The following is a 21,807-nucleotide window of genomic DNA, read 5'->3' on the forward strand; positions in this document are numbered from 1 at the left end:
CCACGTGACGTTGCACTCTCTCATCCGCCCGCTTGTATGCGGTGCCCTCGTAGCCCTGGCGATCCCCGGCCCCGCGTCCGCGCGATCATTCTCCAATAGCAGCCAAGCGGAAGTCATTCCCAAGAAGCTGGAAAAGATGTACCAGCGCGGCTTGCAGTGGCTCGCTACCAACCAAGGAGCGGACGGAAGTTGGGGCCACATCGATAGCAACTTTGGCTCGAACCCAGGCGTCGTTGGTCTCGCCGTCATGGCATTGGTAAGCCGCGGTGACGACCCAAACACCGGGCTCTATGCTGAGAATGTTCGAAAGGCTGTGGATTTCATCATCGCGGAGCAGAACACATCGAGCGGTCTGATTGGTTCACGCATGTACGACCACGGCTTCGCCACCACGGCGCTGGCAGAGGTTTACGGCGAATTGGACCACCCAGGGGTCGGCCAGACCTTGCAGAAGGCTGTCGATTTGATCCTAAAATCCCAATCGGAGAACCCGACCGGAGGATGGCGCTACGACCCCGGATCCACCGATGCGGACACCTCGGTCGTGGGCTGCCAGATGGTTGCGTTGTTCGCAGCCCGTAACGCGGGACTCATGATCCCCGATGTCGCCTTCGAGAGAGGACTAGCCTATCTGGCATCGGTGCGGACCTCAGAGGGCGGCTACGGTTATAGCAACGCTTCTAACCCCAACCCCACACGGGGTGCCATTGGCCATTTGATGTATTCGCTGGCCAAGCAACGGGACGACTCGTCGTACAAGTCCGGATTGGCCTACCTGAAGAAAAACCTCAAGTACCGCGATCAGAGCTACCCATTCTATTACGAGTACTACATGGCGCAGGCACTTTTCCACGCCGACTCCGAAGTCTGGAGCGAGTGGAACAACGCCAACATCGGCTACATGTCGACCATCCAATTGCCCGACGGCAGCTGGACCAGTGGCAAAGGGTCGACCTTCTCCACCTCCGCAGCCCTCCTCTCCCTCGCGCTTAACTACCGCTATTTGCCGATCTATGAACGTTGATCGATTTTATCTCTCCACACGCACACTCATGACATCCGCCATTGCCGCTTGTTGTGGCATTGGGTTGGCGCTTGCCGAACCTGAGGATGGTCAAAGTGAGTCCCCATCCGTGCTCGTACTGCAGGATGGCGGGTTGTTGCGTGGCACCATGGAAGGGATCGCACCAGACGGTCAGCTCAACTGGCTCCACGATTTCAGCTCACAACAGGTCGAGTTCCCAAAATCTGCGTTCGACGAGATTTGGTTCGACCGTCCATCCAAGCCATCCGCTGATCAAGATCTGGTCAAGTTGGTGGACGGAACCCAGTTTGTTGGGCAGATCACCAGCGTCAATGAGAACCAGCTGGTGATGAATTCCCCAACATTGGGTAAGCGAGAATTGGAGCGCTCAAAGGTGGAGTCCATTCGACTGGGCCTTGCCCAGGGAATCGGCAAACACATCGCAGGTGGCGATACCCTCTCGCTCGACGAGTGGACCGGCAATCACAAGAAAGAGCGAAATCCATACGGCAGCCAAGTCCGTGAAGTCGGGGGGAACTTCGTCTTTGACGGGACGTACTACCCAGCGGTCTCAATGGAGGCCGAACTCCCCACCCGATTTGTAACAACAGTTCAACTCGATTGGAGGAACCACCTTGACTTCCGCGTAACACTCGGTGCTGGCAACGAGGAAGGTGTCTCGATCGACGCCCCTGCCCTTCATGTAATTTTCAGTGAGCGCTCAACACGCTTGCAGTTGGTTCCTGTGCAAAAGCGCAATGCACACCGCTCGCCCACTACATTATTCCAAGACAACGACGTCGACTGGGACTCCGATAGGCAGCGCGGCAGCATTGAGCTCACCTTGTACGTCGATCGGGAGCTGCAGCGGGTGATCGCTGTTGCCGACGGCAAGTTGTTGACCGATTACCACGGCGGTCCGCTGGCCTCACAACGCTCGGTGTCCGAAGATGAAGCTTCGATTTGCTCTGGATCGTGGTTGGTACTCCAGCAACGAGGAACCGGCCCGCTCCGACTGCGCAAGATCGAAGTGCGCGAGTGGGACGGCGTGGTGGTGAGCTATGCCCCGTCTGCGGATCAATCAGACTCCATCGTCGGACTGATCGACGGTGATCACCTGCCAGGCAAGCTTACAGCAGTCAAAGAAAGCAGCGGGGGCGGCAGAATCTTGGAGATCACACAAGATGGACGCGAGCCACTCGAGCTCAGCGAGCAACTGATCGCATTCGTCCAAATGGGCGGAACTGAGGAAGCCCCCGCCGCTACGGATTCCGGATCTGACGGATGGCATATCGAGCTCAGGGACGGCTCCCGCGTCGCGGCACAACGCATCACCTATGCGCAAGATGCCGAGATGGTTCAAGCCATGTTGAAGGAAGGCTCCAGTTTGGATGTGCCGCTTAACCAAATCACCCGAATCGTCAAATCCACCACGCACGATGAGTAACCCGAGTGGAGAAGAACTTACCAATTGCGGTCGCCCAACCATGACAGCCCCCTTGATGACCAAGAAAAATCCACAACACCTCCATTCATTGTCCGTTCGAGCGTGCATGGGTAGACGGTTGCTGCCAGCGTTTTGTGTGGTCGGGATGCTTACGGCGCTACAACCATGCGTGATCGCTGAGGATGAAGGGGCTGAAACTGCGACAGAGGAAGCGCAGGCGCAGCTCACCCCAGGACAAGGAGCACTTGTTTTTCGCAATGGAGACCAGATCAACGGAGTATTTGAAGGAGTATCCGATGGCGGGCGAACAATCCATTGGTTGATGAGCGACGGCGAGACACGATGGGCGGTAGCGCGAGACAAGGTGCGCCGCATTGACTTGAGTCATCCGCTTCCGGCAAAAAACGTCTCTTCTGACACGGTCACGGGAATTGCACACATGACCAATGGCAACCAAGTGGTAGGTGTGGTCACCGGACTTTCCGATGAGTTAGTGACTCTGGAGACATCGGACGGCGGCCAGCTTCCTCTGAAGCTTGAAATGTTGAAATCAATCTCGCTGATCCCGGGTAATTATTTGCTTCTCGATGGCCCGGGACTGCTCGAGGACTGGGAGGGATCAACCCGTGGATGGGAAATCGATGGGGCGGTCATGACCACGTCGAACCATAGCGTCATCAGTCGCGATATTGGCGATGCCGATATGATTCACATCGGATTCTCGATGAGTACTAGCACCACCACCTACAACCTTACTGTCAAGGCGTTCAGCCCGAGCGAGGCCGACCGTGGCCGCGAGGGGTATTATGAATTGCGCATCGGCCAAGGGTGGATGGACCTCAATAAGGCGGACAAATCGCTCGACGAGAAGGGCAAGCAGCGACGCAGTGTTCGCACTGTGAGCATGGGGCGGATTGGAGACACTCCACCGATCTCCGGCGTGGATAATCTCGATCTTGACCTGTATTTCGACCGCAGAAATGGCGAGATAGCAGTCTACGTTGATGGAAAACGCGCAGCCTCTTGGACTGACAAGAGCGGCGGGCTCAATAGCTACGGCACCGCCATCTCGCTGGCCGTGAGCGGCCGGACCACCACCCGGATCCATAATCTACTGGTGACGCGTTGGAATGGAATCTTCCCAGAAGATTTGCAGCGCGACGATGAGTCCACTACCCCCGAGATCCTCTTGGTCAACGGCGACCGGATCACCGGAGAGGTCACTGACATTGACCGGAACTCGATCGCTGTCGACACCGATGACTTTGGCGAAATACGTATCCGCAACCGAAGAGCAAGTCACTTGATGCTGGATCGCTCGACCTCCTGGGATGAAGCGCGAAAGATGCCACTCGATGTCACAGCCGGCTTCCCGGATGGCGCGTCGATGCGGTTTGAAGTCCGCGAGTTGAATGACAACATCATCACCGCGTTTTCCGAAAACTTTGGAACCGCTCCCATCCCGCTGCGGCAACTTCGCTCTATGCGGTTCCACCACATCGGTGAAGAGGAAGTCAGCCCCGAAATGGAGGCCGACCGCAGTGGAGCCAGTTCTCCCGAAGAAATCTACGATACTGGATGGTGACCCCAATTGGGAGCCTTTCCCTGAGGGGCGCTGTCTGCGACATCTGACGCGGCCGTGCTGCCCTTGGCAGCAATGCCTCACGTTGGTGGCTCTTCACCGCCTACTGCGCCGCACTATGGCAAATAAAAGCCCTGCAACACACCAGTGCTGCAGGGCTTCTTGATTGGAGTATTCCTAAAATTCCTCGGGCTTGAACCCTTCGTAGATCTCGATGTCCACTCGGTCTGACTCGAGAATCTCGACAATGCGCTCGCGCTCAGCTTCTACGGCTTCCTTCTTGTCCTCGGTGATACCCAATGGGCCGTTAAGCATCCCCAGTGAGACCATCATCATGGCAATCACAAATCCGGACACTCCACCGATCAAAGAGAAAACCCAGCCCGGCAGGCGGTTTGACTGAACGACGGGCTGCTCTGCAGTGATCGACGGGATCACCATGTGCGCGGTGACCGATGCGGTGTGGGTCGGAACAGGCGCTGAGATTGGCTGCGGAACCGTTGGCACAGCTCCCGTTTGATACGATGAAAATACGCGCTGCGTCGGACGGTCTTCCGGCTTCTCGCCAGCTGGTCGAAGACTGCGCACCTCGGGGCCCTTCTTTTTTGGAGGGGTCTCTGGTTCCGACTCGGGAGCGGGTTGCGACGCTTCGGATGGTTGCGGGTCAGAGCCCGGAATATTGAGTTGCGGAGGCATTGCTACAAGGGATTGATTGGTCGGAACCGAATACGTCAGGAGAGTCGCTGCGGATGCAACAGCTTATTACCAAACTCGATGTAGTGGAAATATTTTGTCCTGCCAAACCCTCTGTTATTCCCGCCTTCACTTCATAGCGACGAGTCGTAAAACCGCAAAGAGATCGTGAATTTACTCACCTTTGGACAACGCGAGAACACTTCCAGTCTAACCTAGTTGCTCTCCTCCGGAGCGACTGCTTCAGCGGCTTCGGGCGCAGGTGCCGCCAAGGCGTTCGCTGTATCTTCAGCCTCGGCTTTAGGTTTTTCATCTTTCGCGGCTAGAAGATCATCCCACTGGTGGATCGGGTACCCATCGGCAACTCCGCCCAAGTCGTCGATGTAGGACGAGACGGCTTGCCGCCACTTTTCGTAATCAGGTGCCGAAAATGGTCGCTCTGCGGTGCCTGGGAATACGAGGTAACTCACGCGCAGATCCGAGACCGGACGTCGATATGGGTTCGTTCGCTCGTCCAACTGCAACCCCATCCGCAGCGATGTCTCGCCCATCTTGTAATTTGGCCCAGCGTCCCCGACGATGGCTGGATACAGAACCCCATCCACGAATATCGCGGCATAATCCCCTATCCTCGGAGTGAACGGCCCGGCCTCAGCTGTCACCATGAATACCGGAAGCACCATGAATGGGTCGTATCGCGCAATCAAATAGCTACGGGACTCCAAGTCCTGCAGCAAACGTTTGCTGTAGTCGATGGTGTAGCGCAGTTTCCGATTCTCCTCTGCAGACAATCCCTTCACCGCGTAGCGTTGCTCGGCTTTTGCGAGACGCTTGCGGATACGGGGCATGAACGGATTCTCGTTACTTGTCGTCTTGCGCCAACCGTAACTCGTGGTCGGTTGGTAGTTGGCCGAACTAAAGACCTCATCGTCAATGTCTGTCAGTCGATCGCCGTCGGAACCATCACTCACCACGTCCATCTCCGCCTGCACCAAGAGCGCACGCCTGCCATTCTCCGGGTGCTTCAACTCAAGAATCGTTTGGCAATCGTAATAGTTATGGCGTGAGAGCATTCGCTCGAAGTCAAACAGCCGCTTCCGGATCGCAGCCTCTTTGTTGTTGTACAACTGATCGAAAAACGGAGAAACCTCGGCGCTTGGCAGCAGTTCCTTCAATCCTGGAATCGCGTCGAAAATGGACGAATGATCCCCGGCAATCACCTCAGCACTCGTTGCGGGAAGCGGCCGCTTCACCACCACGTTCATCTCCACACGGTACGCTCGTTTGTCCTCCCTGTTGTTTGCCGCATCGCCCTCCTCAATTGGCCTCAGCCCAACCTCGTAGCGCAGCTTGTTTGCCAGCATCCTAACATCCGCAGGTTGCTTGCGCCCTGGAAACTCGATTCTCCCGTCTACGGGTACTTCGACTTCGGTGATATCTTCCCTGACAATCAACCGCTCGGGGAAAACCGACTCTCCTCCGGTCTTAACGACCACCCTGTCCAGTCCCCGGGCAACCTTAGCTCCAAGCGGCGAGCGCAATGCGAGCAATCCCGCCGCAGTCGCGAGCCCCCCGCCAATAGCGAGAACCGTCAATGGTTTGACCCAGCGTGGGAACGTCTTGCGCGTATCGTTGTTCGGGCTGTCCATAGGTGCGACAAAGAAAGCGAAATTCGGCATCGCGGGCAACCGCGAATCATGAAAATGCCACCGCCTGTCTGACGGTGGCACCCTGCCGTTCATATCAACGAACTGTTAAACTGAAAATTAGACCATTTTCACCTGGCGCGGACGGAAGCCCATGATCAATCGGATCGCAGCCAACGGCAGGATTCCAAGTACCGCGGCGAGGCAGGCGACCTGGGTTCCGGGATAATGGCGCGCCCCGCCCTTGAGCATAGTTTGAATGGCTCCGTGCACCGCCTGCTCACGCTCAACGTAGAACCATGAGCGAGCCGGGAGTCCTGTTTCCTGCCCCGCCGATCGGCGAGCCACACTCCCGAATTCGGTTTCAATAGGCCCTGGGCACAAGGTAGTAACGTTCACATTGAACTCGCGCAATTCGATCCGCAGCGCCTCACTGAAACTACTCACATAAGCCTTGGTTGCAGCGTAGACTGCAAAGTCCGGAATCGGAATGTCCCCGCCCAGCGAACTCACGTTCAAGATCGACCCTCCACCAAGCGCCTTCATCACTGGAGCCAGCGCATGGCAAAGCTTTGTGAGCGCACGGATATTAACTTGGAGCATGGCGTCGATCCGACTCCACTCCGCTGTCGCGAATTCTCCATAATCCCCTAACCCGGCGTTGTTGATCAAAAGATCCGGGAAAAGCCCCTTCTCTTTGAGGGTGCGCAACAAAACCGTGAGACCTTCATCCGTGGAGAGATCCGTGACCACGGGCTCCACCCGCAGACCAAGGTGGTGCTCTTCAAGTTCTGCTTTCAGTTGATCAAGTCGCTCACCCCGACGGGCAACAAGCACCAGCGTGCCGCAGCGCACAGCAAGCTGGCGGGCGAACTCCTCACCGAGGCCGGCCGATGCCCCGGTAATCAAAGCGGTTTGGTAGACAATTTGAGTATCCATACTGAGTAAATTCGAGCCCTATCCATCCCCCATTACAGATAACCACCAGCCTGCGCAGCGCACATTCGGATCGATGATGTAGCCGGGGGTAATTGGAGCCGGGCGTAAAAAAGCGGGCAGTCCCTCAAACAAGGAACGCCCGCCAAATCTTTCAACGATGCCTCGATTACGCCTGTGGAGCGGCTTGCTGTGGCATCTGCGACTGGTTCACTTGAACCACGCGCAATGGGATCTCTTCGTAAAGGTCGCCGTCAACCATCAAACGAATGAGGTATTCACCTGGCTTAGGGAACTGAAGCCCCTGGATGTTAACGACCATGTTATTGCAGAGGAACGAGGTCTCATCCGGGATGCGGACTTCGAACTCACGCTCGGCCTTGCCACCCATTGGCTGGCCGTCGGCGTCGATGAATCCAAGCGAGACGGTGTGCTTGCCTTCGTCTTCAGCGGTGAAGCAGAAGCGGATCGCGATCGCGCACGACGGATGCGTTACTGGGAACTGAACCGCACCAAGGGTGTCGAGTGTACCAAGAATGCAGAGCTTGCCATTGTAGTCGGTGGCGGCGTCACAAAGTGTAGCGATTTGAATTTGCATGAGCACACGCATAGGAGAGCGCGCGATCCTTGGCAAGCCTTCATCGAGGGGAAATGTACGAATCTTGTGAATTCGTGAATTCCCTGCATTCAGCGAACCGGATCACAACTCTTCGCTATCCTGTAGCACCTGCTGGAGCAGTTCCATCCGCGCCCGTTCATCCTCAGATTGTTCCGCGGCATCCTGATCACTCTGGTTACGGTTCGATTGCTCGGCAGCGAGCGCCTCAGTGCGAGAGCGCTCGGCGGCAGCACGTTCGGATTCCTCCGCGAGCTTGGCGAGCAGTTCGCTCCGCTCCTTGGCGCGTTTGTCTCGCTCTTCTTTGACCTTCTTGTCGTAAATCGGGGAGAAAAACTGACTCACCAAGGGTGCGGCGTTTTTACCTCCGGCCACCTTTTCGCCCGGGCGCCCCTCGTAAAGCACAGCGAACGCATATTCCGGATCGTCCGCAGGCAGGAACCCGGCAAACCACGCCACGTTTTGTTTGACCGCGATCTTCCATTGCCCGGTACCCGTCTTTCCGGCCACCTTCACGCCGCTGTTCCCCGTGAGGCGCGCACGCTTTGCCGTGCCGTACCACTCATTCACCACGTCGCTCATTCCTTGCCGCACCGCGTTCAGCACTGAGGCGTCGGTATTCAAGCGCCTTGGAGAGCCGTACTTGGGCATGCGAACCAGGTTGTTGCGCACATCCTGAACCTGTTTGATCAGCTTTGCTTCCGGCAAATAAGACCCATTGCCAACCGCTGCCATGAACTGCGCCATCTGCACAGGAGTGGTCAAAAGCGCCCCCTGACCAATGGCCATGTTGGCAATATCGCCTCCCATGAACCTGCCGTTACGGTAGCGGTCGGCCCACAATTGATCCGGCACAAATCCAGGTGACTCACCTACCAACGGCAAGCCAACCTTACGCCCCAGGCCGAACCTCTGAGCCGTTTGGTAAATCGGCTCCGCCCCCGTCATGATGCCCACATGGTAGAACCAGGTGTTGGTCGAGCGCGCAATTGCCTTCGCGACATCCAGGTCCCCCTCTGGTTCCTTGTTCCAGTTCTTGAACACGCGGTTCCCGACCGCGTAGGTTGGTGGACCGGGGAACGTGCTGTGTGGATAGATCGAGCGGCTCTGCAGCGCTGCCAATGCCACCACGATCTTAAAGGTCGATGCCGGCGGATAGGCCGACTGATAAGCCCGGCACAAAAGCGGGTTCGCCTTGTCGTCGCGCAGTCTCTGGTACTTCTCCTGCGAGATTGTGGGGATCCAGTCGTTCGGGTTGTACGTCGGGTACGACGCCATGGTCAGGATCTCGCCGGTCTTGACGTCCATTACCACAATGGCACCACGGCGCACGTTGCGCGCCAAAATCTGCTCCGCACGCTTTTGCCACTCTAGATCAATGGTCAGCACCACGTTGTTGCCCGGCACAGGAACTTCAGTCAGCTCTCGGTTGGTTTGCTTGCCGTTCTCATCGAAAAGCACGTTCAAGACACCATCCTTGCCCTTCAGGTCGTTCTCCAGATTGAGCTCCAACCCGGCCTTGCCCTCAATCTGCTCCCACAATGGATCCCCCTCTTCCACCGGCCCATCGGGAAACCAGCCAACTCGCCCAGTGTAGCCCAGCATGTGCGCCGCGATGGTTTGGTGCGGATACTTGCGCATGTAAAACGGCTGAACGCTCAGACCATCCTCCTTCGCTGCAACCTTCTCAGCTTGGTCCAGGTTCAAAACCGGGCCAAAGGTCAAAGGAAGCCAGCGGCGGTTATTATAATGCTTGATGATCGCTTCATCTTCGAGCCCATCTCCGATGCTCGAATCCATCTTCAAAATGCGGGCGATCTCAGCGATGCGTTTGCGCGCAAACTCGACGATCTCCGCGTCAGATGGATCGTCGAGCTTGGGGAACTGAATCGCCGGAAGGTAGCGCACTTCATTAGTGGCGAGCGGTACCCCGTTGCGGTCCAGCAGCATGCCCCGCGGCGCGGGAATCTGCAGTAGAAAGGCGCGGGCATCCGAATTGGTCCGCCACGACGCTTGCTGCAACCGGCGCTTCTCCTGGCGCTTGCCCGAGATGACCGTCGGCTTTTCGTTCATCTGATCGGCAAGCGCTTCCATTTCGGACAAATCCGCTGCCGTCTCTTTGTCGGATGCCGTGGGGGCTGGGGCGGCCTCCTGAGCCATCCCCAAATGGTTGCATCCTGCGGCAAAAAGCAAGGCAAGCCCCACTCGGCTCGCTCTTAGAATCAATCGGTTTCTCGTCATCTCAATGATCTTCGAATCGTTACGCGGCATAGTGTAGCACGGCGCACGGACCGGCGATAAATCTATTCTGCCTAATTAGCCAACGGCGAGTTTCGGTTCTTGCGCTCGCTGGAAGCGTATGCAAACCGTTGGTTCACCGAATGTGACCGATTCGTTGCAGACTCGTCGTATTCGCGTGCTCCTTACCTACAGACTAGATCATGACTACACTACCGCTTGCAGTGTCCGCGTGGGACACGATCGCCGTCCTGCTCAAAGTTCTCGGTTCACTGGGCGTTTTCCTCTTCGGCATGAAAGTCATGTCCGAGGGAATTCAGAAGGTAGCGGGTGACAAAATGCGTGCCGCACTCGCGAGCATGACCTCCAACCGGTTCTCCGCCGCGTTGACCGGTTTGTTCACCACCGGTCTGGTGCAGTCCTCCTCCGCGACCACCGTGCTGGTGGTTTCTTTTGTCAACGCGGGGCTACTGACCTTGGTCGAGTCCATCGGCGTGATTATGGGCGCCAACCTGGGCACCACCCTCACCGCCTGGATCATTGCGGTCATTGGTAAGTTTAAAATCACCCAGGTCGCACTGCCCATCATCGGTATCGCGCTGCCTTTCTTCTTTGCCGGTAAGGGCAAGTGGAAGAACACCGGCGAGACTCTTATTGGTTTCGGTATTCTCTTCCTCGGTCTCGGGATGCTCAAGGACTCGGTTCCTGATTCATCCACCTTGAGCGATAGCAACGCCCTGCGTGAGTCCATCCTCTGGATCCAGAACATCGGCGGCTACCCGGCCATCCTCATGTTCCTGGTCATCGGCGTGGTTCTCACCCTGCTTCTCCAGTCCTCGTCGGCAGCCATGGCCATCACCATCATGATGGCGACCAAAGGCTGGCTCGGTGAAGGATCGGAAGCATTCCTTTACTCCGCAGCCATCGTGCTCGGTGAGAACATCGGCACCACCGTCACCGCGTGGCTCGCTGCGCTCCCTGCCAACGTCAACGCCAAGCGCGCCGCACGTGCCCACCTTCTCTTTAACGTGATCGGCGTCCTTTGGATGCTCGTTGTCTTCAAGATCTTCACTGAAGGTGTCTGGAGCATCACGGAGAACATGCCGGAATCATGGCGTGTGTCCTCCAAGCACCAGTCCGACATCGGATTCGCCGTGGCAATTTTCCACAGTGCGTTCAACCTCATCAACATCCTCCTCCTGATCTGGTTCGTCCCTCAGATCGCCCGCATCGTGGAGAAGTGGGTTAAGGACAAGAAGAAGACCGACGAGCAGCCTCGCCTGCGTTACATTTCCCAAACCCTCGTCGACCTTGGCGAACTCAACGTAGTTGAGGCCGAGGACGCCGTGCGCAAGATGTCCGTCAACACCAAGGAGATGTTCGATGGCTTCGTCGAGCTCTTCGAAAATCCGGGTGAAGACTTGTCGGAGAAAGTCGCAGCGCTCAAGCAGATGGAGGAGACCAGCGACGTGATGATGCACGACATCACCGAATATCTCGTTCGCTGCTCCGCTCGTGACGTTGGTAGCGCCAATGCGCACCACATCGCCCGCATGATCCGCCTGGTGGCGGAACTGGAAGAGTGCACCGACGGCATCTACCGCCTGGTCAAACTACTCCAGCGCAAGTACCGCAAGGGCCGTGAGTTCACAGATGGCCAGCGCGAGAGCATCAGCGAGTTGATCACCGCCACCCGCCGCACTCTGGAAATCGCGGACCAGTACCTTCTCGATGCCAACACCCCGCAGACCGCGGTGCACGAGGCGCACACCATGGAGAAGCAGACCGATCGCATGCGTAAGTCCTTCAACAAGCAGGCCATGAACCGCATGTCCGAAGGCGACGCGCGCGTTGAGATGCTGATGATCGATATCAACAACCAGCTCGAGTCTCTCGCCAACCACGCACTGAACGTGGTTCAGGTCAGCAGCGAGACCGATCACTTGGACTAACCATCCACCGACTTCCCATCACGCGGCGTCCGGCACCACCGGGCGCCGCGTTTCTTTTTCCTCGCCGAGAGCAAGTATCCTTGACCTCGGCGGCAATCTGCCGAACTTGGCAATCAGTGATGACAGGATTTCGATCGCTCTGCTAGAGTCTCGACCTGTTCTCTCCAATTCATCAGGAACTTCCCAAACCAGTTATGCTTCAGGGTCTTTTTACCGCACTTGTCACACCATTCGCCAACCGCCAACTCGATGAAGAGGCATTCCGTGCCTTGATTGACGCCCAGTTTGAAGCCGGCGTCGATGGTGTGGTGCCAGTCGGAACCACTGGTGAGTCGCCAACACTTTCCAACGAAGAACACCACCGCGCCATCGAGATCGCTGTGGAACAAACCGCAGGCCGTGGCGTGGTGATGGCAGGCACCGGATCGAACTCCACCCGCGAAGCCGTGGCCCTCACCCAGGAAGCCGAACGCGCCGGAGCCACCCACTCGCTGCAGGTTGCTCCATACTACAACAAGCCACCTCAGGAAGGTCTCTACCGTCACTTCCGCTCGATCGCTGAATCGACCGCTCTCGACATCGTGCTCTACTCGATCCCAGGCCGCTGCGGCGTGGCAATCGATGTCGACACTGTCGCCCGTCTGGCTGCGGACTGCCCGAACATCGTCGCAATCAAAGAAGCCGGTGGTCAGACCGAGCGCGTTCACCAACTCCGCACCTCCCTTCCTGATTCGTTCTCCATTCTTTCCGGCGACGACTCCCTGACAATGCCATTCATGGCGGCCGGCGCCAACGGCGTGATCTCGGTTGCCTCCAACCTGATTCCAGCCGAAATGGGTCAACTCGTGCGTCACATGCTCGCCGACGAGCTGAAAGAAGCACGCGACGTCCACTACAAGTACTACCCGCTCTTCCGCGCATTCTTGAAGCTTGCGACCAACCCGATTCCGATCAAGGAAGCCATGGCTATGGCTGGCAAGATCCCATCGTCCGCACTTCGCCTGCCACTGGTCGGACTCGAAGCCGACGACCGTGCCGCCCTGGAGAAAGCGCTCATCGAAAGCGGCATCCTCCAAGGCTAAGCCACGCCCCATCACACGCACCACTCACCTAACCACTCCCGATTATGGCTAACCTTCTCGTTACAGGACAATCCGGCCGCATGGGCCAAGCTGTCATCCGCTGCGCCCAGGACGAAGCGGAACTCACCACCACCGCCACCCACGACGTCGGACAGGACCTCGGTGAATCATTCTCCGGCGCCGACGTCGCCATCGACTTCACCCTGCCGTCTCTCACCGACGAACTCCTCAGGGTCGCACTCGAGCAAAAGAAGCCATTGGTGATCGGCACCACCGGCCACAGCGATGCTCAGCGCGCGCTGATTGCTGAAGCAGCCAAGCAAATCCCAATCGTCTGGGCGCCAAACTTCTCGGTCGGAGTGAACACGCTCTTCTGGCTCACCCAAAAGGCCACCCAGGTTCTCGGGGATGACTTCGACATGGAAGTAGTGGAAATGCACCACCGCCACAAGCGCGACGCGCCATCCGGCACCGCACGCCGCCTGGTGGAAATCCTCTGCGAAGAAGCGGATCGCGATTACGACACCGATTGCCGCCACGGCCGCGAAGGTGACACCGGAGCCCGCACCAAAAAAGAGATCGGCGTCCACGCTCTGCGCGGCGGCGACGTTGTCGGCGACCACACGGTCGTTTACGCCAACGACGGCGAGCGCGTGGAACTGACCCACAAGGCATCGTCCCGCGACACCTTCGCCAAGGGCGCGCTGCGTGCCGCTCGCTGGGTAGTCGACCAGCCAGTCGGCCTCTACGACATGCAGGACGTGCTCGGCTTGCGCTAATCGCCTCCAGCCTCAACCATCCGCCATGCGTGTCTTTATCGCCATGGGGTCGAACATCGCCCCACGCGCCGACTATCTGAGCCGCGCGCGTGATGCGATGCGCCGCTTGTCTGCAGATGGCGAGGTCCAATGCGCTCCGATCTTTTCCTCGGCCCCTGTGGATTGCCCACCCGAGGCCGGGGAGTTTCTCAACACCGCCGTCTCCATCCAATGGGAGGGCGGATCGTTGATGGATCTGCTCGATGAGTTGCAGGCAATTGAGAGAGAGTTCGGGCGCAACCGCGAAGTTGCGCTCCCTCCCAACTCACCACGCACCATCGACTTGGACATCCTTTTTACGGAACCTGCGTGCGTGGAATCAACACCTCGCCTGCAGCTCCCACACCCGCGCCTCCACCTGCGCCGCTTTGTGCTTGAGCCGCTTGCCGCCCTTGCGCCGGATTCCCATCCGTTAGCATCTCCAGCATCCACTAAGGATTTGCTCGAATCTCTTGATTCAAGTGAACCTCCGCTTAGCGTAACCGCGCCCCAATGGTAACTGCGAGCTCCGCGCGAGCCGTCCGTTTCATCACCTACTCTCCCGACGTCCCATGTCCGAGCCGAGCTCACCGACCCGCCCAGATCACTACCTCGCCGCACTCCAGCAGTCCGGCAATGTGATCTCCGCCCTCACCGCCTACGACTACCCGACCGCTCGCCTGCTCGATGAGGCGGGAATCGACATCCTGCTAGTCGGCGATTCCCTGGGTATGGTCGTCCTGGGCTACCAAGATACCGTGGACGTCACGCTCAATGACATGGTGCGCCATACCGGAGCGGTCGCACGCGGATCGAAGCGGGCGTTGATCGTTTCCGACCTACCTGCTGGCAGCTACGACGACGCAGGCACCGCCGTGGCATCCGGCCGTGAGCTGATGGACGCCGGCGCCCATTGCGTAAAGCTCGAAGGCGGTGAGGAAGTCGCACCTCAAATCGAAGCACTCATCGCTGCCGGCATCCCGGTGGTAGGTCACTTGGGTATGCTGCCCCAGCACGTGCGCGAAGAAGGCGGCTACAAAAAGAAAGGTCTCACCGAAGACGAAGCCCAGCGCATCATCAACGACGCCAAGCTGCTTGAGCAACTCGGCGTCTGCGCAATTGTGTTAGAGTCCGTCAAAGGAAACACCGCGGGCAGAGTGCGCGAAGCCATTACCATCCCTACCATCGGCATCGGCTCAGGCGAGGACTGCGATGGTCAGATCCGTGTTACCCACGACTTGACAGGTATGTTCCCATGGTTCCGTCCGGCATTCGCCGAACAGTATGCCGATATCGCTACGGATATTTCCAAATCCGCGACGAATTACATCGACGCCCTCGCAAAAATGCGCCCCTAATACGACCATTCACGCCATTTGGCGTGATTTCCCACCCTCCCCAGCACCCCATTCCTTCACCTGTGATTAACACACAAGACAGTTACCTTGACGTTTATCGCTCGATGCTCTTTGCCCGGCGCCTCGAGGAACGGATCGCATCTCTCTACCGCGCAGGGAAAATTGTCGGTGGTGTCTATCTGGGACGTGGCCAGGAGGCGGTTTCCGCCTCGCTCGGATATGCGCTCAAACGATCGCTCGGTGATGTATTTGCGCCGCTGATCCGTGACCAAGCGGGCCGCGTTGCCTTTGGTGAGGATCCGCTCGATTTCGCCCGCACCTATCTGGGTTCGGTCAAAGGCCCGATGCGCGGCCGTGATGGCAATATCCACCGCGGACGCCCAAGCGAGGGCATGCCCGCCATGATTTCCCACCTTGGGGCGTCTGTCTCGGTCATCAATGGCATGCTTTTTGCCAAGCGCTTGCGCGGCGACTCAGGCTTCGTCGGCGGTGCCACATCCGGTGAAGGAGCCACGTCTACCGGCGCGTTCCACGAGGGCTTGAACCAAGCCGCAGTGGAAAACTTGCCGCTGGTCGTCGTCGTTACGGACAACCAGTTCGCCTACTCCACCCCGAATGCCCGCCAGTTCGCGTGCGACTCACTCGTCGATCGCGCCGAGGGCTACGGCGTTGCCGGCCACACCTGCGTCGGCAACGACCTGAAAGAGTGCGTCGACACCATCTGCGAAGCGGTGGACAACGCACGCCGCGGACAGGGCCCTCAGTTAGTCGTTGCCCAGTCCTTGCGCCTCTGCGGCCACGGCGAGCATGACGACGCCTTCTACGTTCCTGACGAGATCCGCGAAACCGAGCTCGGGCAAGACTGCATCGACACCGGCCGCGATTTCCTCATCAGCCGTTCGCTGGCCACCGCGGAAGAACTCGACGCCATGGATGAAGAGCTGCGCTCCCGTGTACGCGAAGTCATGGCCACCGCCCAGCGCGACCCGCAGCCCGACCCATTCCGCGACGACTGGCGCACGTTCAGCCAGCTCTAAGCCCGATGCTGATTTACCAGCTCACAGATTTTCAACCACCAGCGAAGTACTGATTTGTCCATCTACTACATCGACGCCATCCGACTCGCCCTTGAAGAGGCTCTTGATAAAGACCCTTCTGTGTTCCTCTACGGCCAGGACATCGGCCGCTTTGGCGGAGCATTCAAGGCCACACAGGGCTTGAAGGAAAAGTTTCCTGACCGCGTGGTCGATGCCCCAATTTCCGAGGATGCCATTGCCGGCTTGGCCATTGGCGCAGCGATCGAGGGCATGCGCCCCGTGATTGAGATGCAGTTTGCCGACTTCTCGTCAATCGCATTCAACCAGATCGTCAACAACGCGGCCACGCATTACTTCAGGACTGGCGTTCCAGTGCCTTTGGTCATGCGTCTGCCGTCCGGCGGCACACCTGGCTCGGGGCCATTCCACTCGCAGAACCTGGAAGCGATCTACGGCCACTATCCGGGCCTAAAAGTGGTGGCACCTGCGTTCGTGTCGGACGCCTACTCGCTAATGCTCGAAGCCATTGCCTGCGACGATCCGGTGATTTTCTGCGAGCACAAGTTCCTCTACCGCTGGCTCAGTACCGAGCGCTTCCGTCCGCTCGACCTGCCAATCGGCAAAGGGCGCATAATCCGTGCCGGCAAACATGCCACCGTCGCGACCTACTCCGCCATGGTGCACGAGGCGCTCAAGGCCGCCGATGAACTGGCCAAGGATGGCTGGCAGATTGAAATCGTCGACCTACGCACCATCAAGCCGCTCGATACCGACACCGTTCTCGCATCGGTCGCACGTACCGGCCGCCTGCTTGCGGTTTCGGAAGATTTCCCATTCGGCTCGGTCGCCTCTGAAGTGGTCGCCAAAGTCGCGTCCTCCGGCTTCGACCTGCTCGACGCGCCGCCTATGCAGCACAATAGCAAGGACACGCCGATCCCATACCACCCGAACCTTTGGAGCGCCCACCGCCCCACCGCGGAGTCGATCAAAATCGCTCTGCTCGAATTGCTCAATTTCTGATCCACGGAACCTACCCCATCCATCATGCCTCGAGTCCCAATCACCATGCCCCAACTCGGCGAATCCATCGCCGAGGGAACCGTTGTCTCGGTACTCTTCGAAGCAGGATCCCCCGTCAAAGCCGACGTCGAGATCATCGAAGTGGAAACCCAGAAAGCCACCATGGGCATCACCGCGGTCTGCCCCGGCACCATCGCCGAAGTGCTCGCCGAGGAAGGCGAAACCTACCCGGTCGGCCACGTCCTGGGCTACCTCGAAGCGTCCGAGGAAGACATGGACGCTTACGGCCTGAGCCCAGCGCCTGAGCAAGCTCCCGCCGACGAGACTGACGAGGACGGTTCCGACGGCCCTAAGAACTCGCGTGACAACGACCGCGCCCACTTCGCCACCGATGGCGAAGCGGAAGGCGACGCCGAAGCCACCGCAGCCCGCGTTGGGGTCAGCCCGAATGTTCAAGGACTGCCAGTCCCGGCATCCGCAGCCGGTGCATCGTACATTTCACCACGCCTCCGCGCCCGCATGACAGATCTCGGCCTCACCGCCGCCGACCTCTCCGCCGTCGCCGGAACTGGTGGTGCCGGTCGCGTCACAGTCCAGGATTTGGAGCGCTTCCTCACCGACATCGAGCAGAAGAAGATCGCTAACGCCACACCAATGCGCGTAGCCGTCGCCGATTCGATGCGCCGCTCCTGGCAGCGCCCGCTGGCAACCGTCGGCATCCCCGTCGCTCTGGAAAACCTGCTCGCGCACCGCAAACAGCAAGACGCACCAAAGCCAGGGCCTGCACTTTACGCTCTGCGCGCACTGGCTCTCGCCCTCGCAGACCGCCAGGAGTACGGCGGGTTCTTGCTCGGCCGTCGCATCATCCTTCCCGATTCGATCGACATCGGCTTCGCCGTGGAAGTGCCTGACGGTGTGATGGTGCCGGTGCTGCGCAACGCAAACGAACGCAACCTGGCAGAACTCACCGCCGAGTACGGTGAGCTCGTCGAGAAAGCGCGCGCCAAGAGCCTCAGCGCCGACGAATCCAAGCCGGGCGTCGCCACAGTGACCAACTTCGGCACCTTCGGCATCGAGTGGGCCACACCAATCCCACTGCCTGAGCAAAACCTTGTGCTCGGCCTCGGCGCCGGAAGCAAGCGCCCGGTCTGGGACGACGAATCCGGATCATTCAAGCCGGTGGTCCAGGCAGAGCTCACACTCTCGTTCGACCACCGCGTGCTCGACGGTGGCCACGCAGGCCGACTCCTCCAGCGCATCGCTGAGTTGATGAACTCACCTGAGCAGCTGTAAGTTTTTCGCTCTGAGAGATCCTCTCCCTTTTATCCCCGCCACGGTCCATATCTCCGTGGCGGGGATTTTTTTTTGAACGAAATCCCCGCCGCTCCCGTACCTGCGCCAGATCAACCTTTCATACAGAAATCAAACACGTGACCCTCTACCTGCGATCATGAGATCTTCCGCCACCACTCTTACCGCCGGACTCCTGCTGGCCAACCTCACCATGGCCACTCAGGAATCGACGATCCTTTGGCACAACAAGCCCGCCGAAGTTTGGGAGCGCGACACCTTTCCCATCGGCAACGGTGCGCTTGGAGCAACTATTTTTGGAGCACCGGATCGGGCGGTCATGCAGTTCAACGTAGACTCCCTCTGGACCGGCGATGAAAACCCAAACGGTGCCTATACCTGGGCAGAAGAACAACCAGGCACCGGCTGCTTCGGGGCGTATCAGAACTTCGGCTCGCTAGTGTTCTCAGCCGCAGAACCTGCGCCGGAAGTCACCGATTACCGTCGCCAGTTGGACATTGCCCGGGCAATCCACACCACGACGTGGTCTTCGGGAGGCACGAATTTCACCCGCGAAGCCATCGCGTCGCACCCACATCAGGTCATCGTCTGGCGCATTTCCGCGAGCCGGCCAGGACAGATTAGCGGCACATTTTCTTTTGAAGGCGCACACCCCGGCGACAACGAAACAACAACTGCTGTCAGCAACGACACGATCGCACTGACCGGCTCTCTGCCCAACGGACTCGAATACGCAGCCCACGCGAAGATTATCCCGTCCGGTGGGCATGTAACCCGAGACGGCACCAGCATCCACGCCAGAGATTGCGATGAACTGCTCGTCCTGCTCGCTGCCGACACCAATTACACTATGGATGCGGGCAAGAGCTGGCGCGACGGCACTGCGACCGCGCGGGTGAAGCCGCGGATTGCCACTGCGGCCAGCCTCTCGTGGCAACAATTGCAGACAGCCCACGAAATGGACTATCGCAGCTATTTCGAGCGCGTCCGATTGGACCTCGGATCAAGCCCAGACGATGTGCGATCGTTGCCTCTCAACGAGCGCATCGCGCGCTACCGTTCTGACGCCAAGGACTTGCCTCGCCCCAGCCTCGACCCTGACCTCGAGGAGATGCTCTTCCACTATGGTCGCTATTTGCTGATCTCCAGTTCCCGCCCCGGCACCCTGCCGGCCAACCTTCAGGGAATCTGGAACAACTCAAACCAGCCCGCCTGGCACGCCGACTACCATTCCAACATCAACCTACAGATGTGCTACTGGCTGGCGGAAACCTCCAACCTGCCGGAGATGGCGCAGCCGCTCTTCGACCTCCTCATCAGCGGCGCTCCAGTCTACCGGAAAGATACCGCAGCTGCCTATGGTGCCGATACGCGAGGCTTCGTGACCCGCATGAGCATCAATCCATTCGGCGGCGGTGGATGGAACTGGAACATCGAAGGTACCGCCTGGCTCTCGCAACACTTCTGGGAGCACTATCAGTTCTCCCGCGATGAGCGATTCCTGCGTCAACGCGCGTGGCCATGGATGCGTGACGTCAGTTTGTTCTGGCTGGACCGCTTGAAACCGCTCCCTGACGGACAACTCGTCGTGCCCGATGCGTGGTCGCACGAGCATGGCCCGCATGAAGACGGCACCGCCCACGCCCAGCAACTGATGTGGGACCTTTTCACCAGCACCCTTCAAGCAGCAGAGATCCTCGGCGAGGACGATGCCTTGCAGCAGCGTTTGAAGACAACATTGGCCAAACTCTACGGCCCGAAAATCGGCAGTTGGGGCCAGCTGATGGAGTGGATGAACGAAAAGCCCGATCTGGAAAAAGGCCACCACCGCCACACCAGCCACCTCTTCGCCGTCTATCCCGGCGTCCAAATCAGCATGTCGAAAACACCCGAACTCGCAGAAGCCGCCCGCATCTCGCTCACCCAACGCGGCGAAGTGGGCGACAGCCGCCGCTCGTGGACCTGGGCATGGCGCACCGCGCTGTGGTCCCGCCTCGGCGAGTCGGAGCGCGCACACGGCTGCGTCGCCGGACTCCTCGCGCACAACACATTGGACAACCTGTGGACGTCCCACCCGCCATTCCAGATCGACGGCAACCTCGGAATCACCGCAGGCATGACCGAAATGTTCGTCCAAAGCCACGGCAGCGAGATCGCACTGCTGCCCGCCCTCCCGTCAGCCTACCTCACCGGATCGGTCCACGGCCTCCGCGCACGCGGCAATATCATCATCGATATCGAATGGACCAACGGCAACCTCACCGCCGCCAAACTCACATCCCCCATCGCCCAAACCATCCAACTCCGCCTCCCCAACCAATCCGCCCCCCGCACCATCGACCTCCCTGCCAACACCCCGGTGACTCTCACCTTCTAATCGCCCGAATCGAGGATCCCCCGCCGAACCGCCGGACTACACTCGCCCACCGCGCACCCGATGGTGGGTCGACATTCCTGTCGACATCCAACTAGGAGCGCAGCGACCACTCTCTCTCGCGCCCCCAACGGAATACTCACGCAGAGCCGCAAAGACGCTGAGGGATTGAGTTGATCTCTAACCGAAAACATCCCGCCGACTCCCCGCTTGATAACCGCTAAAAACACAAACAGCCACAAAAGGCTCCATCTCTAACCAACACCCATAGCCCCCTCGGACCGCCGGTCTCCCGTCCGGCCACCATCACTCGCTGGTGGGTCGACATTCCTGTCGACACCCCTCACCCACGGAGCGCAGCGACCACTCCCCCCATAACAACCTAAAACCTAACCCCTACGCAAAGACAGCACCTTCGCGCTCTTCCTATCCTTCGTGATCCCAATCGCATCGCCTCTGATCACATCTAAAGCCCACCAGATACTCTTGTTAGCTGCTATGATATTCCGGAGGCGCCGTCATCTACTCGAATGACGGCACCTCACAGACGACAGGAATGCATTCCAGCCAGCGCTGCGCTCCGCTCCACCCGCGTCGATGGAGCAACCTCACTCTTGAGGTTGAACGCATGGCTCCGCCACCTCCTTGCAGAGCCCACCACGGACCGCCGGTCTCCTTTCCGGCCACCAAAACC

At 58.8% G+C, this 21,807-nt stretch carries 17 protein-coding genes; 12 read left to right on the top strand and 5 right to left on the bottom strand.

The window, feature by feature from the left end; all coding sequences use genetic code 11:
* Nucleotides 1-10 precede the first annotated feature (10 nt).
* The 3 genes from G3M56_RS08985 (at nucleotide 11) to G3M56_RS08995 (ending at nucleotide 4,056) form a co-directional block, all read left to right on the top strand.
* On the top strand, nucleotides 11-1,024 hold the full coding sequence (locus G3M56_RS08985; RefSeq protein ID WP_164363376.1) for a prenyltransferase/squalene oxidase repeat-containing protein: 1,014 nt from the start codon (nucleotides 11-13) through the stop codon (nucleotides 1,022-1,024).
* Complete coding sequence (locus tag G3M56_RS08990) at nucleotides 1,014-2,471, top strand: hypothetical protein (RefSeq protein ID WP_235203339.1); 1,458 nt, start codon at nucleotides 1,014-1,016, stop codon at nucleotides 2,469-2,471. Before G3M56_RS08985 ends, G3M56_RS08990 begins: the two co-directional genes overlap by 11 nt.
* A 106-nt stretch (nucleotides 2,472-2,577) precedes the next feature.
* Nucleotides 2,578-4,056, top strand: a complete 1,479-nt coding sequence (locus tag G3M56_RS08995; RefSeq protein WP_164363372.1) for a hypothetical protein — start codon at nucleotides 2,578-2,580, stop codon at nucleotides 4,054-4,056.
* Nucleotides 4,057-4,230: 174 nt separating this feature from the next.
* Here the strand turns inward: G3M56_RS08995 and G3M56_RS09000 are convergent, their stop codons facing one another.
* The 5 genes from G3M56_RS09000 to G3M56_RS09020 form a co-directional block, all read right to left on the bottom strand.
* Nucleotides 4,231-4,749: a hypothetical protein gene (locus tag G3M56_RS09000; protein ID WP_164363370.1), complete on the bottom strand. Its 519-nt coding sequence runs from the start codon at nucleotides 4,747-4,749 to the stop codon at nucleotides 4,231-4,233.
* 212 nt (nucleotides 4,750-4,961) lie between these two features.
* Nucleotides 4,962-6,395: a glycoside hydrolase family 75 protein gene (locus G3M56_RS09005; protein WP_235203340.1), complete on the bottom strand. Its 1,434-nt coding sequence runs from the start codon at nucleotides 6,393-6,395 to the stop codon at nucleotides 4,962-4,964.
* 117 nt (nucleotides 6,396-6,512) lie between these two features.
* Complete coding sequence (locus G3M56_RS09010) at nucleotides 6,513-7,331, bottom strand: SDR family NAD(P)-dependent oxidoreductase (protein WP_235203341.1); 819 nt, start codon at nucleotides 7,329-7,331, stop codon at nucleotides 6,513-6,515.
* A gap of 166 nt (nucleotides 7,332-7,497) precedes the next feature.
* The gene (locus tag G3M56_RS09015) at nucleotides 7,498-7,926 is read right to left on the bottom strand and encodes a DUF6941 family protein (protein WP_164363366.1); all 429 of its coding nucleotides are present in this window, start codon (nucleotides 7,924-7,926) and stop codon (nucleotides 7,498-7,500) included.
* Nucleotides 7,927-8,028: 102 nt separating this feature from the next.
* Nucleotides 8,029-10,215 (bottom strand): peptidoglycan D,D-transpeptidase FtsI family protein, encoded by a 2,187-nt coding sequence (locus G3M56_RS09020; RefSeq protein WP_164363364.1) that lies wholly within the window; start codon nucleotides 10,213-10,215, stop codon nucleotides 8,029-8,031.
* A gap of 170 nt (nucleotides 10,216-10,385) precedes the next feature.
* Here G3M56_RS09020 and G3M56_RS09025 point away from each other — a divergent pair, with 170 nt between their 5' ends.
* The 9 genes from G3M56_RS09025 to G3M56_RS09065 all read left to right on the top strand — a co-directional run bounded on the left by G3M56_RS09025 (nucleotide 10,386) and on the right by G3M56_RS09065 (nucleotide 21,116).
* Entirely contained in the window at nucleotides 10,386-12,134 is a 1,749-nt protein-coding gene (locus G3M56_RS09025) for a Na/Pi cotransporter family protein (RefSeq protein WP_164363362.1), read from the top strand.
* A 194-nt stretch (nucleotides 12,135-12,328) separates the two neighbouring features.
* Nucleotides 12,329-13,216 (top strand): 4-hydroxy-tetrahydrodipicolinate synthase, encoded by an 888-nt coding sequence (gene dapA, locus G3M56_RS09030; protein ID WP_164363360.1) that lies wholly within the window; start codon nucleotides 12,329-12,331, stop codon nucleotides 13,214-13,216.
* Nucleotides 13,217-13,260: 44 nt separating this feature from the next.
* Complete coding sequence (gene dapB / locus G3M56_RS09035) at nucleotides 13,261-13,995, top strand: 4-hydroxy-tetrahydrodipicolinate reductase (RefSeq protein WP_164363358.1); 735 nt, start codon at nucleotides 13,261-13,263, stop codon at nucleotides 13,993-13,995.
* A 25-nt stretch (nucleotides 13,996-14,020) separates the two neighbouring features.
* Nucleotides 14,021-14,533, top strand: coding sequence for a 2-amino-4-hydroxy-6-hydroxymethyldihydropteridine diphosphokinase (gene folK / locus G3M56_RS09040; protein WP_164363355.1), 513 nt, complete (start codon nucleotides 14,021-14,023; stop codon nucleotides 14,531-14,533).
* Between the two features lie 52 nt (nucleotides 14,534-14,585).
* The gene (gene panB / locus G3M56_RS09045) at nucleotides 14,586-15,371 is read left to right on the top strand and encodes a 3-methyl-2-oxobutanoate hydroxymethyltransferase (RefSeq protein ID WP_164363353.1); all 786 of its coding nucleotides are present in this window, start codon (nucleotides 14,586-14,588) and stop codon (nucleotides 15,369-15,371) included.
* Between the two features lie 62 nt (nucleotides 15,372-15,433).
* A complete protein-coding gene (locus G3M56_RS09050; RefSeq protein ID WP_235203343.1) occupies nucleotides 15,434-16,408 on the top strand; it encodes a thiamine pyrophosphate-dependent dehydrogenase E1 component subunit alpha in 975 nt (324 codons plus the stop codon).
* 54 nt (nucleotides 16,409-16,462) lie between these two features.
* Complete coding sequence (locus G3M56_RS09055; protein WP_164363351.1) at nucleotides 16,463-17,428, top strand: alpha-ketoacid dehydrogenase subunit beta; 966 nt, start codon at nucleotides 16,463-16,465, stop codon at nucleotides 17,426-17,428.
* Between the two features lie 24 nt (nucleotides 17,429-17,452).
* A complete protein-coding gene (locus G3M56_RS09060) occupies nucleotides 17,453-18,721 on the top strand; it encodes a dihydrolipoamide acetyltransferase family protein (protein WP_164363349.1) in 1,269 nt (422 codons plus the stop codon).
* 157 nt (nucleotides 18,722-18,878) lie between these two features.
* On the top strand, nucleotides 18,879-21,116 hold the full coding sequence (locus tag G3M56_RS09065) for a glycoside hydrolase family 95 protein (RefSeq protein WP_164363347.1): 2,238 nt from the start codon (nucleotides 18,879-18,881) through the stop codon (nucleotides 21,114-21,116).
* Nucleotides 21,117-21,807 lie beyond the last annotated feature (691 nt).

The sequence above is a fragment of the Sulfuriroseicoccus oceanibius genome (assembly GCF_010681825.2).
GTDB classification, from domain to species: Bacteria; Verrucomicrobiota; Verrucomicrobiia; order Verrucomicrobiales; family SLCJ01; genus Sulfuriroseicoccus; species Sulfuriroseicoccus oceanibius.